Here is a 13,315-nt window from a genome sequence, read left to right as displayed (position 1 = left end):
GGTTTCGCGAAATCATCAGATTTTCCTATATCCTTGCCATTCTGCTGTCACGGATTCACCGTGTTCCTCATGGGTCAAATGGATATAAAATCCTCCGATCTGCTCTAAGGGGATACAGTCATCGACTTCCATGAGGTTGTCTTTGTGACGGTGAGAATGATCGGGCAAAAGAGTATTCTTGGCCTTTGATTTTGCTTGATCGGCTGTTTCAGCTACCAAGAATGCAAATTCATGCTCTTCCCTTAGGTCGCCTTTTTTGTAACCACCCATATTTATGAAATACAGTTTCTCTTTATGGGCTGGTTTTTCTTTTTCCAACGTCACCCTGAAGCCGTCAGCCCATTCCACCACGCCATAGGCATCAATGTGGAGAGAATCTCGTGTGCCGAACCAGCGTGCGGCGAGAGCGGGATAAGCGTCTTCTGTTTGTCTGGCGACGGCAAACTGGACGTCATGGACCTCGATGTTCGCTCCGGGCACTGAACCGCCGAGATAGAATATGAATAATTTCATATCGTTCCTGTAAAAAGAGAGCATGGCTCTGTCGCCTGTATTTTTAGAGCAGCGACCAGCTTAACCTTTATTGCCGCATCCGTCGTTCAGCGGAAAAACAACCACCCGCTGGCATAGGAGAGCCAGATGTCGTGATGGGCGAACCAGTCCGAGCCTAGCAGCATGTCGGCCTGATCGTGGACCGGGGCGACGGTCAGGACGGGGCGGGTCCAGACGGTGCCGCCCAGTTCGAAGCGTCTGAAATGGTGCCAGTGATACGCGCGTTCGTGCAGATCCACGCCCGAGGTCATGCCGCCTGGATCAAGGGCGAGCTGGTCGTCCGTCAGGCCGAGACGATGGGCGAAATCCGTGCTGACGATATGCGAGCGCGCGCCACTGTCCAGCAGGGCCGTTCCGCTTAGTCCGTCCAGTGTGAAAGGGAGCAGCAGGCGGTCGGAGATCCGACGGACGGGCACGCTCGTCCAGTGGCCGCTCCAGACGGGTGGGGGCTGGCAGGCATGGGAGGCCAGATGGACGCGCCATAATGTCAGGCGCTGGTGCGGGACGTCGAATTCCAGATCGTAATCCGCCAGCACATCCGCGCCGAGCAGCCCGAAAACGGGCGGTGTGATCATGGGAGAGCCGGGAAGGGTGCCGACCGCCATCGTTCCGGCCCCGAGCGCGAGTTCTCCCGAATGGGGTGTGCCGAGTTTCAAATCCTGTATCCGGACATTCGGCACGACGCGCGGGGCACCGTTCGGACCCTGCATCATTGTCCGATGCTGGGGATCGGGCGGCAGATGGAAGGCCGCAACACCTCCCGGAGTCATGAGGCTGCCTTCGGAGCCCGTATCGACGATCATCGAGGCACTGTGGCCGTTCACTGTCACCGGGACGCTCAGATAGCCGCCATCATCGCGCAGTGGTAGCACGACGGCACGTGCCATCTCGCAGACTGGAGCCGCATGCGCTGTCGTCATGCACAGGCCCAGAATCAGCGCCGTTATGGAAAGACCGCGTTTCATGCGCCGCCATCCGCACGGGGATGGGCTTTGCGCCACACGTCCAGAAGGTGTTTTTCGTCCGCCAGCGTATAGGCCTGCGTCGTGGAGAGGCTGGCGTGGCCCATGAGTTCCTGAATGGTGCGCAGGTCCGCTCCGCCCTCCATCAGATGCGTGGCGAAGGAATGGCGCAGGGCGTGGGGCGTTGCGGAATCCGGCAGCCCCTCGCCTTTGCGCCAGTTCCGCATGGCGCGCTGGGCCACACCGGGATTGAGGCGGCCGCCCCGGACGCCACAGAACAGGGGCGCATCGGGCGCGGGCGTGGGATGGGCAGCTTTCCAGTTTTCCAGTGCCTCGATCACCGCCGGAAGTAGGGGTACGAGCCGTTCCTTGCCGCCCTTTCCAACCACGCGAAGCATGTTCTGCCCCGCATTCGTCATGTCCCGGATGTCGAGCGACAGCGCCTCGCCGATCCGCAGCCCCGTGCCGTAAAGCAGTGTGAACAATGCCCGGTCGCGCAGGGCGGCCTGACTGGTCTCGGCATCGTCGGAAATACCTTCCGGGGCCGCTAGAGCCGCCTCCTGTCCCAGCGGACGTGGCAGGCGTTTTTTCGTTCGCGGCGTAGCGAGCAAAGATGGCGCAGGGTTGGAGAGATCGTGCCGCACGGCCAGATACCGGAAAAAGGACCGTAGGGCTGAGACATGCCGTGCCCGCGAGCGTGCCCGCGAGTCGGCGCTGGTAACGCGACGGGTCGGTTTTTCGCTGCGGGCCGTTTCATGCGCGAGCCAGGCGCGCAGGTCGGCAAGGGACAGCTTCCTCAGATCGGTCAGTGTCACATCCCCGCCCAGATGCTGCTGAAAAAACGTCAGCGCCAGCAGGATGTCGTGGCGATAGGCCTCGACCGTGCGCGGGCTGGAGCGCTTTTCATGCGTCAGCCATTCGGTCCAATCGCGCAGAGCATCGAGCGCCATCAGGGATGCGGTCATGGCATTTCGGAGCGGGGGAGGTTAGACACGGTCATGGCATCCAGCAGCCTATCCAAGCCTGATCTCCGGCGAAAGCCACCTTCCACCGGAACGCGCGTTTCGGTACTCGTGCCGCTGCCGTTTCCGGGGCCGCTCGACTATCTTGCACCCATGCCGCTTGAGCCGGGAGACCTCGTGACGGTCCCTTTGGGACGTCGTGAAACCGTGGGCTGCGTTTGGGAAACCGATCGTACCCTGCCTGCCGATTTCGCCTTGCCGGTGGGACGTGAACTTCCGCTCGAACGTCTGCGGCCGGTTGTTGGGAAGCTGGATGTGCGCCCGCTTCCGCAGAGCCTGCGCCGTTTTATCGACTGGGTGGCGGCCTATACGCTCACGCCGCCCGGGCTGGTTCTGGCGATGGCGACGCGCATTCATCTGAAAGATGCACCCAAACCCACTTTGGGCTGGGTGCGGACGGAAGCGCCGGAAGGCGATCTGCGCATTACGCCCGCGCGCCGGTCCGTGCTGAATTTTGCGTCTTCCATACCCATGAGCACTGCCGAACTGGGGGATCGCAGCGGGGCGAGTGCGGCCGTCATTCGCGGTCTCGCTACGGCTGGTCTGCTGCGGGAAGCCGTCATCGCTCCGGCTGCTCCGTTCGGTCTGCCGGACCCGGCGCATGGCGCGCCGAAACTTTCCGAAGAACAGGCTGAGGTCGCGCAGGAATTATGCAGCCCCGTCGAGGCTGGGCGGTTTCAGGTCACGCTGCTGGAGGGGGTGACCGGATCGGGCAAGACGGAGGTTTATTTCGAGGCTGTGGCCGCCTGTCTGGCCAAGGGAAAGCAGGTTCTGGTCCTGCTGCCGGAAATCGCGCTGTCCGCTCAGTGGACGGACCGTTTCATCCGGCGTTTTGGGGCCGAACCTGCCATCTGGCACTCCGATCTCGGGGCCAAGCGCCGGCGCGAGACATGGCGCGCCGTGGCGGAAGGCAATGCCCGCGTTGTGGTGGGGGCCCGTTCAGCACTCTTCCTGCCGTTTGCTGATCTGGGCCTCGTCGTGGTGGACGAGGAGCATGAGAGCGCTTTTAAGCAGGAAGAGGGCGTCATGTATCATGGGCGGGACATGGCGGTTGTTCGCGCCCGTCTGGCGGATGCACCGGCCATTCTCGTCTCCGCCACGCCATCGCTCGAAACGCTTGCGAATGTGGAGAGCGGACGCTACCGGCACGAACTTCTGACCGCACGGCATGGTGGGGCGACCCTACCGGATGTGTCGTTGGTGGATATGCGGGCAGACCCGCCCGAACGCGGCCTGTTTCTGTCGCCCAAGCTCTGCACTGCCATTGATGAAACGCTGGAGAAGGGGGAGCAGGCCATGCTGTTTCTCAACCGGCGCGGCTATGCGCCCCTGACGCTGTGCCGGGCCTGCGGGCACCGGATGCAGTGTCCGAACTGTTCAGCCTGGCTGGTGGAGCATAGGGCGCGGGGCATTCTGACCTGCCATCATTGCGGGCATAACGAGCGGATTCCGAAGGACTGCCCGGAATGTCACGCCGAGAATTCGCTCGTGCCCATCGGGCCGGGAATTGAGCGCATCACGGAAGAGGCCAAGCTGCGGTTTCCGGAAGCGAAACTGCTGGTGATGTCCTCTGATACGCTTGGCTCCCCGGCAGCCACGGCGGAGGCGGTTCGGAAGATTTCGGACGGGGAGGTCAATCTCATCATCGGCACGCAGATCGTCGCTAAGGGCTGGCATTTTCCAAAGCTGACGCTCGTGGGCGTCGTGGATGCCGATCTGGGGCTTGGAGGCGGGGATCTGAGGGCGGCGGAGCGGACCGTGCAGCTTCTGCATCAGGTCGCGGGCCGTGCAGGGCGTGCGGAGCACCGCGGGCGCGTGCTGCTCCAGAGTTATGTCGGCGAGCATCCGGTCATGACGGCTCTGGTCTCCAACGATTTCCAGACTTTCATGGAACAGGAAGCCGAGCAGAGACGGCCTTCGTTCTGGCCGCCTTATGGACGGCTAGCCGCGCTGATCGTGAGCGCGCCCAATGCGGATGCGGCCGACGCGTTGGCGCGTGAGATTGCGCTCTCCGCGCCGGAGCGGGAAGGGGTGCAGGTTCTGGGACCAGCGCCGGCCCCGCTCGCTGTCCTGCGCGGACGACACCGGCGCAGGCTGTTGTTACGGACGATGCGGGGCATTGCCGTACAGCCGATCCTGCGTCAGTGGCTTGGGGATATCAAACCTACGGGCGGAGCCAGGGTCGATATTGATATCGACCCCATTTCCTTCCTCTAGGGCTGGAAAATCAGCCCTTGCGCTTGCGGAAAAACTCGACCGAAGCGGTCACGACCGCGATTACGGCCAGAATCTGCTGGAAATACGGGCGGAAGCGCTTGGGTCCGAATGTCGCCATGGCGGTCATGCCGGCGAGGCCGATTTCCCGGGCGCGCGTGGCCTTCTGACAGCAGGCCTTCATTTTGGAGCAGCAGCCCTTCTTGGAGCTGACGTCTGCGATGGTGGTTTCGGGGGCGGGGGATGACTTGGTCATGGGGGATCTCCTGAAAAATGGAATCAGGGGATCAACACGCGACATTACAAGGGGTTGCCAGAGCAGTACGTGCAAGCCATGGCGCAGAGACGTCAGTCCTGCTGGCCGTCGCGGGCCTTTTCCAGTGTTTTGAGCTGTGTGTCGGAATCGGGGGATTTCGGGTTCAGAAGCAGCATCTGGTGGAACGCCCTCAAGGCGGCTTCGGGCTCGTGCCGGTCATGTTCGGCTTCCGCGAGCATGCCCCATGCGGTGGGATCGCCGGGGTCGGCCTGAAGAACGACGCCCAGATCGGTGATCGCGCCGTTATTGTCCCCTGCTGCCAGACGGATAGCTGCACGCTGACGGTAGAGGATGGGCTGGTCGGGCTGGATGGTGATGGCGGCGGTCAGGTCGTCCTGTGCCTGCTGGAAATCATGTTTTTCCAGCGCATCATGCGAATCGCTGATGAGCATCTGCACGCTGCCGGTCAGGGCGCGGCTGCGGAGGCCTTCTGCGCGTTCGGAAATTTCGCCAGCCTGTTTTTCGTTCCCGGCCATGGCGAGCGCTTTTTCCGCATCCATGAGGCGGTCATGGAGCGTCTTGCGTGGCGGGCGGGGAGAGGGGGCGGGTGTTTTGGCAGCCGGAGATGCTGCGGGGCCGGGCGCGGCAGAATGTGCGGCGGGTGCGGCGTGAACTGGCAGAAAAGTCAGGGCCGGGCTACAAAGCAGAACGGCGCCAGCCATCAGCCAGCGCCGCCTGTCCGTCATCCGGCAGACCAAGGGGTTCAGCCCTGGCGAGCCTTCATGCGCGGGTTCTTCTTGTTGATGATGTAAACGCGACCGCGGCGGCGGACAACGCGGCAGTCCTTGTCGCGGACCTTGGCGGACTTCAGGCTGTTGCGGATCTTCATGGTTGCAGGCTCTCGACGGGTAAGGCCCTTGCGGACCGGACAGCGGGCCGGAACGCCCGCGAAAGAATGGCCCCGATTACCCATCCCACCCTGTAGAGTCAAGCTAACACGCCATCCGGGTGGCGGAATTCCTTGATGCTGCCGATTTGCAACAACCTGCAACAGCCTCGTTCAGGGTCTTTGTCCGGCCCGCGTTTTCTCCTAACCTCCATTCTCATGATCAAGCGCCATTCCCGCCCCGCCCTGCTGCTGGCCCTTCTTCCTCTCGCCGTCGCCCTTGCCGCGCCCGTGGCCGCAAGAGCGGATGACGGGGACGCCAAGACTAATGACGACGATCCCACGATCAACCAGCAGGGATTCGCCATCAACAAGATTCTTCGTGTGCTCCAGACCAATCCGGATGCCGCGGGCGACTCCTGCATCAACGCGCTCAAGGAAATGCATCAGGCCCAGACGGCCCTGGGCAAGGAAGAAGGCATCGATCCCGAGCATAATCAGGATATCGGTGTGGCGCGTGACGTTCTGTCGTCGGAAATGGAAGATGTCACGAATATGTGTGGTGCTGATGCCCGCACATATTGCCGAAAGTCTGCCTCTCATGCTGATCCCAAGCTGAGCGCGGCCTGCAAGGTCCTTCCCGAGGAAGAAGACTGACACTGCCGTCGCTCGGCTGAGGCCTGAAACTTCCTTTCAAAACATGTCCGGAGAACGCGAGGGCTAACTTTTCCGCGAGAGCGCTCCTAAGGTTACCTGTCTGATTCTGGTAATGAGAGCCGTGGAACTGTTTCCGGTGATGTCTGTGCAGGGTGGGGAGCATGGCTCTTGACTGCGGCACTACAATCAGTTTTCCGCCCCGGCTGGCTCCAGTTCAGTCTCAGGACATGGTGTGCACTTGTCCTGGCGCTTGGAACGGCGTTCTGGTCCCAGCTTGACTCCCCCGCTAGTGCCGGCGTGACAGTCATGATCCTGGCCCAGCCCCTGCGTGGTCAGGCTCTCTCCAAGGCCTTCTACCGCCTGGCGGGGACCGTGCTCGGTGTCAGTGTTTCCATCATTCTCGTTGCCCTGTTCAATCAGGAACGCGCCCTGTCGCTCGGGGGTGCTGCCCTGTGGATCGCGGCCTGTGCGTTTGTAGGTTCGCTGGAGCGAGATTTCCGCTCCTACGGCGCGCTGCTGGCGGGATATACTGTTGCTCTCGTCGCCATCCCCACGATGGACGATCCGCAGAATATCTACCCTGTCAGCATCGCCCGTGCCTCTGATATTGCCATTGGCGTGGCCTCGATCGCGGTCGTCAATATCCTGTCCGGATCACCCGAGGCCTGGCGACGTCTGTCCAAGGCCATGGAGACGCTGTCGCATCGCGTGCGGCAGACCGGAAAATCCGCCATCATGGGCGAGCCGATTGCGACTCCCGAGCAGATGATCGGTTTGAGTGGCGAAATTCTTGCGCTCATGACCCAGATTTCCTACGCCCGGACCGAAGTCGAGCGCGGGCGTCTGCGGATGGCGGGAGCAAGGCTGGGCATTATTGGTATGCTGACCGTCCTGACCACGAGCCGTGCGATCGCGTGGCTTTTGGAAACGGGCGGTATTTCCGACATCCTGATCCGTCATGTCCGGGCCTGGCATGAACGGTCCGAGGACGGCACGACCCGGCTTGAGACCATGGACACGATTCTGGATGACATCCGCGCGGAAGATCCGGACTTTGTTCCCTCCGCGCGTGAAGCCTGGTTTCTGGAACGGTGCTCCACGCTTCTCAGCAACCGTCTGCATATCCGCACGGGCATGAACACGCTCCTGCGTGCTACCCCGGCGGGCGATGCACTCAAGCTGGCCCATCTCGAGAGCAATCCGGATTATGTGACGGCGTTCATCAACGCGATTCGCGTGCTTCTGGGTTTCAGTGTTGCCGCAGCGCTGTGTCTGGCGACGAGTATCCCTGCTTCTGTCACGGCCCTGTCCCAGACCGCACTCGTGCTGACGCTGGCTTCCACGGCCATCGATACGGCGGAGTTCGGCAAGGGGGCCATTATCGGAATGCCCGCGGGCATTCTCGTTGCGGCATGGCTGGACTTCATGATTCTGCCACATGTGGGCAGCATGCTGAGCCTTGCCCTCGTACTCCTGCCGCAGACCATCATCTCCTGCCTGCTGCTGATGAACCCGAAAACCAGCGCCATTGGCTTTAATTACGGCGTCTTCTTTCTGGTCTTCATCGGGCTGGGAAATCATCACAACTACGATCCGATGGCCTTCATTACACGCAACACGTTCTATGCGATGGCTGCCGTTCTGTCTTTCGTGTTGCTGGTTCTGCTGTGGCCTCCTACGGCGCGGCGGCACCGTTTCAGGCTGGCGGTGTCCATCGCCTACGATCTGGAAACCCAGCTCGCCGGACATGGCGAGAGGATGGGGCCGCCGTTGCTCAGCCGGAAATATGAGCGTCTCAGCCAGTTCCTGATGTGGACGGAGCGGATGAAGGAGCCTGGCCTGCGCTCTCGGCGTGTGTTCAACCGTTTCGTGGCGCTGGAGGATTTTTCCAGCACGATTGCGCGCGTGCGACATTATCTGGATCAGGCGGGGCATCTCCATGGCCTCAAACCAATGGTCCGCCATGTCCGGCGGCTGCTGGCCCATGATCGGCTTGGCCTTCTGGAAGCCGAGATCCCGGAACTTCAGGCCATGTTCTTCGAACGGCTGTCCGATGGAATCCGCGAGGAACAGTCCATGATCATCAACTGTATCGGTGGTCTTGAAGCCGTCCGGACCATGGTGCGTCTGAACCGCTCCGCCGTGCATCACTACGGGATAGGACGCAAACGATGGTGATGACACAGGTTGTCGATCTCGATGGCGTGCTGGTCTCGGCTTTCGTGATCAATCTGGCGCTGGCGCTTCTGACGCTGGCCATCCTGCGCTGGATCATGGGCTGGTTCGATCTGTGGCGTTTCGTCTGGGATCCGCCCCTGGCCCAGTTCGGCATCCTGATCTGCCTGATCGGCCTTTACACCCTGATCCTCTGATCCTCTTTTGTTTTGAATAAAACCAAGGTGACCGTCCCGTGCTTTCCAGTGCCCATCGCCTGATCCGCTTTACCATCACGCTATGCATTCTCGTGGTGGCGGCGCTCGTGGTCGTCATCCTGTGGGACTACTACACGGCCTCTCCCTGGACTCGGAACGGACAGGTCCGTGTGCAGGTCGCCAATATCGCACCACGTGTTTCGGGACAGATTCTTGATGTACGGGTGAAGGACAACCAGTTCGTCCACAAAGGTGACGTGCTTTACGTCATTGATCCGTTCGACTTCAAGGTGGCGCTCGATACTGCTAAAGCACGTGTGGCCGAACGCAAGGCCGACTTGGAGTTCCGTGTTGTTCAGGCCCAGTGGCGTAAAGCCATCCCCGGCACGGCCGTCTCGGTCGAGGAAAAGAGGCAGTTTGAGGCTCTGTCCCAGCAGATGCAGGCCCAGTACGATGCGGCGCAGGCTGCAGAACGTCAGGCAGCGATCAATCTGGAGCGAACGGAAGTCCGCAGTTCCATCGACGGCATCGTGACCAACCTCATCATGCGTCCAGGCGATTTCGCAACCGCTGGTGTGGTCAACATCCATATTATCGACACTAGTTCCTATTGGGTGGACGGCTATTTCGAGGAAACCAAGGTCCATGACCTCGACGAGGGGGATCTCGTCCGTATGGATCTGATGGGCTATCACGATCCGCTCTTCGGCCATGTCGAGAGCATCACCCGCGGCATCGCCACCAACAATGCTCTCGTGAACAAGCAGGGTCTGCCGACCATCGATCCGGTTTATACTTGGGTGCGTCTGGCGCAGCGTATCCCGGTGCGCGTGAAGATCGACAAGATCCCCGATGATCTGACCCTGGCCGCCGGCATGACCGCCACCGTGACCGTCGTGTCAGAGGAAGGCAACCGCCGTCACCGCTCCACCCACGCCGCCTTCCAGCATTTTGGCGACGACATCCGGCATCTGTTCGGACATAGGTAAGCGCTCTGGAATAAAAGTTTTTGGTGAAGCTTTTTTCAAAAAGCTTCGATGCTCTCCGCCTTTTTTGAAAAAAGGCGGAACCCAAAAACTTTTATTCGTCTGGTCTTTTCAGGCCCGGTTGATGGCCCAGATGGCGAAGGCCTGAACGAGGGCGACTTCTTCCAGACGTTTGAAACGGCCAGACGAGCCGCCGTGGCCGGCTTCCATGTTGATGCGGCACAGGAACGGGCCGCCGGACGTGACTTCGCGCAGTTTGGCGATCCATTTCGCGGGTTCCCAGTACGTCACGCGCGGATCGGACAGACCACCCATCGCCAGAACCGGCGGATAGGCCTTGGCGGCGATGTTGTCATAGGGCGAATAGCTGGCGATCAGGTCATACGCGGCCGGGTCTTCCAGTGGGTTGCCCCATTCCGGCCATTCCGGCGGCGTGAGCGGCAGAGAGACGTCGGACATGGTGTTGAGCATGTCCACGAACGGTACCTGCGCGGCAATGCCAGCGAAAAGCTCGGGCGCCATGTTCGTGATGGCACCCATCAGCAGACCACCCGCCGAGCCACCCTGCGCCACGATGCGTCCGGCTGAGCCGTAGCCTTCCGAGACGAGATGCCGGGCGCAGGCAATGAAGTCGATGAAGGTGTTGGGCTTCTTCGTCCCGCGACCGTCCAGAAACCAGTTCCAGCCCTTTTCGGAGCCGCCGCGGACATGGGCGATGGCGTGAATCCAGCCCCGGTCCACTAAGCTGAACACGGTTGTGGAGAAATCTGCGTCCATGGCGATGCCGTAGGAGCCATATCCATACAGAAGCAGGGGCGCTGAACCGTCCAGAACCTGACCTTTGCGCATCAGGACGGTAATCGGAACCTGCGCTCCGTCGGGCGATGTTGAGAACAGGCGACGTGTCTCGTAGCGGCTCGCATCATGGCCGGACGGAACCTCGCGGATTTTTCGGAGGGTGCGCTCGCCGCTGGCCATGTCGTAATCGTACCAGTGCGCCGGATTGGTGGGGGACTGATAGATGTAGCGCAGGATCGGGGCGTCATATTCCAGCGTGCCCAGCATCGTCAGGTCATAAGCGGCCTCGTCCATGCCGATGGCTTTCGCCTGCGCCCGGACATCGCCCTGCGTGCCTTCGGGCACTACAAGAATATGGATGTTTCCGTCCCGCCGCTCGGCCCAGGCGAGATGCCCGCGTGAGGCACTGGCGCCCAGTAGATAGTGGCCCTCACGGTAGGGCACGAAGGGCGTCCAGTTCTCGCGTCCCGTGGCCGTATCAGGCGTCTGCATGAACTGGAAGTCCACGGCGCCACCGGCGTTGGTCAGGATGATGAAGCGGTCATTCCAGTGTGTCAGGGAATAGCGCTCGCCCCGCACCAGCGGTGCTGCCACGACGGGCAGGGCCGTCGGGTCGGAAGCCGGGATGAGCAGCGTTTCGTTCGTATCATGATCGCCGCGCTCGATGACGATCCATTTGCGGGAAGCGCTGACGCCGATGCTCAGGAAAAACCCCGGATCGGTTTCGTCGAACACCAGAACATCTTCGCCCCCCGTTAGCCGGCGGCGATAGATCTTCGAAGGGCGGCCATTATCGTCGCGGTAAATCCAGAACAGCCACTGGCTGTCGGGGGAAATGGCGAAGCTGCCTGTGGTGCTGGGGACGGGTTCGGCACAGAGTGTGCCTGTTTCCAGATCCTCGACCTGAATGCGATAGACCTCGGAGCCCTGAACGTCCTCGGCATAGACGAAATAGCGGTGGTCGGGGGAATGGTCGGTCTGCGAGAGCGCGTAATAGTCATGCTGTTTGGCCAGCGCATCGGCATCGAGCAGAACCTGCTCCGCTCCGCCACCGCGTGGGGAACGCACCCTTAGCGGATGTTGGGCGCCGTCTTCGAAGCGCACGGAATACTCCCACGGGCCGTCGGGAACCGGTACCGAGGATTCCGCGGGTGGAATACGGCCGATCATTTCCTGAAGTAGCGTCTCGCGTAGTGGCTCCATCCCGGCCAGCACCGCTTCCGCATAAGCGTTCTCCGCCTTCAGATGGGTGGCGATGTCTTCGCGCAGAACGGATGGATCTCGCAGGACCTGCTGCCAGTTTTCGTCCTTCATCCACGCATAGGAATCCGTGCGCGTGCGGCCAAGCTGCGTGGTGCTCAGTGGCTCACAACGGGCGACGGGAGGAACGGGTGTGGCGGAGGGGGCATCGGGGTGCTGGGACATGGGGTGACTGTGACGCAGAAACCATGCCTGTTCAATCCGGCCTGGCATGCGAAAACAGGCTTTCCTTCAGGATAGGTAAAACCGAATCTGGAAAAAGTTCCCGCATGACGGCCATGAGGAAAAAGACTCTCTGGAGAGAAACTACTGGTGTTTTCGAATGTTACTGAAGCACGGGAGCATCCTTCAAGATGTTCCAGGCTGGATTAATTGTCGTTTTCTTTTGAAAGAAACGCCAACTAGTCCTGTATACGGAAAGAAGAGTGCCATGATTTTCAATAAATATTTCGCTGTTCTTGCTGCTGCCGGTCTGACCATTTCGGGCGTAGCCGTCGCCCAGACGGTGCCGCCCATTCCGCAGAGCAGTCCCGTCCCGACAGTCGTGCCCGGAACACAGACAACCCTGCCGTCCGCCAATCTGCAGGCTGTTTCAGGGGGCAAGAACATTCTGACGGCTGCCTCGCCTGGTACGCTGGGCGCAGATGGTTTGCCGACGATCGAGAATGCGCAGGCAGGTAACGTTGCCGGACTGGGCTATTATTGCGTGAAGCACAAGCTGGTGCTCGGAACGTCTCCGATTGTCGCCGCTCGAACCCTGGCCAAGCGTCCAGACGTTCAGAATGATCAGTTCTATTCCCTTGGCGGCAAGGGGCTGCTCCAGACGGCGGGTGGCAATGTCTTCGACATCAGCACCCTGCCCAAAGACAAGCGTGTCACGACGTGTAATGACATCGTCAAGAAAGCCCAGTCCTTCGGAAGCTCGGCTGTCGTCGGACACTGATCGCTTCTCTGACACGTTGTGTCAGAACAAGCCCCGGTCCTTACAGGCCGGGGTTATTTGTGCTGTCTCAGGTTTCTAGGCGGTATTTCTGGAGCGAGGGCGGAAAAGAAACTGTTGGGGTATGGCGAGAATCAGCGCCGCGCAGGCTCTGTCCGGATCGTAGATTGTCAGGCTCGTGCCTTTGTATCGCGGGCTTGCAACAAGCGATGAAAGAATTCTGACGACCCAGTCCCGTTCTCCGTTTCTTGGTACATCAGGTCGGTGACCTTGCCCTCAAGCTCTTCTGGACCAATGTCCAGCGCGTTGAAAATATCGATCCGGTTGCACGCCATGTGCCTGGGATGTGGCCTTTATGAGGCGGGTTTAGTCCGAGGTTCGAGGGCGCAAGGATCAGATGCATCGAACGC

14 protein-coding genes are annotated in these 13,315 nt (G+C 60.8%); 6 read left to right on the top strand and 8 right to left on the bottom strand.

From position 1 onward, the window contains the following. Nucleotides 1–15 precede the first annotated feature (15 nt). The 3 genes from GKA01_RS10085 to GKA01_RS10075 all read right to left on the bottom strand — a co-directional run bounded on the left by GKA01_RS10085 (nt 16) and on the right by GKA01_RS10075 (nt 2,467). Nucleotides 16–537, bottom strand: a complete 522-nt coding sequence (locus tag GKA01_RS10085) for a DUF1543 domain-containing protein (protein WP_228119927.1) — start codon at nt 535–537, stop codon at nt 16–18. Between the two features lie 62 nt (nt 538–599). Continuing rightward, nucleotides 600–1,517 (bottom strand): retroviral-like aspartic protease family protein, encoded by a 918-nt coding sequence (locus GKA01_RS10080; protein WP_146862327.1) that lies wholly within the window; start codon nt 1,515–1,517, stop codon nt 600–602. Further along, nucleotides 1,514–2,467 carry a tyrosine recombinase XerC gene (locus GKA01_RS10075; RefSeq protein ID WP_146862397.1) on the bottom strand — a complete coding sequence of 318 codons (954 nt, stop codon included), beginning with the start codon at nt 2,465–2,467 and terminating at the stop codon, nt 1,514–1,516. The genes GKA01_RS10080 and GKA01_RS10075 overlap by 4 nt, the downstream gene beginning before the upstream one ends. Nucleotides 2,468–2,512: 45 nt before the next feature. Here GKA01_RS10075 and GKA01_RS10070 point away from each other — a divergent pair, with 45 nt between their 5' ends. After that, on the top strand, nt 2,513–4,753 hold the full coding sequence (locus GKA01_RS10070) for a primosomal protein N' (RefSeq protein WP_146862325.1): 2,241 nt from the start codon (nt 2,513–2,515) through the stop codon (nt 4,751–4,753). A 10-nt stretch (nt 4,754–4,763) separates the two neighbouring features. Here GKA01_RS10070 and GKA01_RS10065 read toward each other — a convergent pair whose 3' ends face one another. From GKA01_RS10065 to ykgO, 3 genes are all read right to left on the bottom strand, one after another. After that, complete coding sequence (locus GKA01_RS10065; RefSeq protein ID WP_146862322.1) at nt 4,764–5,006, bottom strand: hypothetical protein; 243 nt, start codon at nt 5,004–5,006, stop codon at nt 4,764–4,766. Nucleotides 5,007–5,098: 92 nt separating this feature from the next. After that, entirely contained in the window at nt 5,099–5,728 is a 630-nt protein-coding gene (locus GKA01_RS10060; protein ID WP_194265852.1) for a tetratricopeptide repeat protein, read from the bottom strand. Nucleotides 5,729–5,769: 41 nt separating this feature from the next. Further along, the gene (gene ykgO, locus GKA01_RS10055; RefSeq protein WP_007281615.1) at nt 5,770–5,895 is read right to left on the bottom strand and encodes a type B 50S ribosomal protein L36; all 126 of its coding nucleotides are present in this window, start codon (nt 5,893–5,895) and stop codon (nt 5,770–5,772) included. A gap of 135 nt (nt 5,896–6,030) precedes the next feature. Here ykgO and GKA01_RS10050 point away from each other — a divergent pair, with 135 nt between their 5' ends. The 4 genes from GKA01_RS10050 to GKA01_RS10035 all read left to right on the top strand — a co-directional run bounded on the left by GKA01_RS10050 (nt 6,031) and on the right by GKA01_RS10035 (nt 9,910). Beyond that, nucleotides 6,031–6,549, top strand: a complete 519-nt coding sequence (locus GKA01_RS10050; RefSeq protein WP_228119926.1) for a hypothetical protein — start codon at nt 6,031–6,033, stop codon at nt 6,547–6,549. Between the two features lie 168 nt (nt 6,550–6,717). Continuing rightward, nucleotides 6,718–8,727, top strand: coding sequence for an FUSC family protein (locus tag GKA01_RS10045; protein ID WP_146862317.1), 2,010 nt, complete (start codon nt 6,718–6,720; stop codon nt 8,725–8,727). Further along, nucleotides 8,721–8,921: a DUF1656 domain-containing protein gene (locus tag GKA01_RS10040; RefSeq protein WP_141350505.1), complete on the top strand. Its 201-nt coding sequence runs from the start codon at nt 8,721–8,723 to the stop codon at nt 8,919–8,921. Before GKA01_RS10045 ends, GKA01_RS10040 begins: the two co-directional genes overlap by 7 nt. A 38-nt stretch (nt 8,922–8,959) precedes the next feature. Continuing rightward, nucleotides 8,960–9,910 carry an efflux RND transporter periplasmic adaptor subunit gene (locus GKA01_RS10035; protein ID WP_146862313.1) on the top strand — a complete coding sequence of 317 codons (951 nt, stop codon included), beginning with the start codon at nt 8,960–8,962 and terminating at the stop codon, nt 9,908–9,910. Nucleotides 9,911–10,018: 108 nt separating this feature from the next. Here the strand turns inward: GKA01_RS10035 and GKA01_RS10025 are convergent, their stop codons facing one another. Beyond that, complete coding sequence (locus GKA01_RS10025; protein ID WP_146862391.1) at nt 10,019–12,130, bottom strand: S9 family peptidase; 2,112 nt, start codon at nt 12,128–12,130, stop codon at nt 10,019–10,021. Nucleotides 12,131–12,395: 265 nt separating this feature from the next. On the opposite strand from GKA01_RS10025, the gene GKA01_RS10020 reads away from it, so the two are divergent. After that, entirely contained in the window at nt 12,396–12,908 is a 513-nt protein-coding gene (locus tag GKA01_RS10020; protein WP_146862307.1) for a DUF2501 domain-containing protein, read from the top strand. A gap of 167 nt (nt 12,909–13,075) precedes the next feature. Here GKA01_RS10020 and GKA01_RS13630 read toward each other — a convergent pair whose 3' ends face one another. Next, nucleotides 13,076–13,240 carry a hypothetical protein gene (locus tag GKA01_RS13630; RefSeq protein ID WP_167506355.1) on the bottom strand — a complete coding sequence of 55 codons (165 nt, stop codon included), beginning with the start codon at nt 13,238–13,240 and terminating at the stop codon, nt 13,076–13,078. Between the last annotated feature and the right edge of the window lie 75 nt (nt 13,241–13,315).

Origin of the sequence: Gluconobacter kanchanaburiensis NBRC 103587, assembly GCF_007988905.1 — a bacterium.
Lineage (GTDB): Bacteria > Pseudomonadota > Alphaproteobacteria > Acetobacterales > Acetobacteraceae > Gluconobacter > Gluconobacter kanchanaburiensis.
This window is presented reverse-complemented; position numbering and strand designations above follow the sequence as displayed.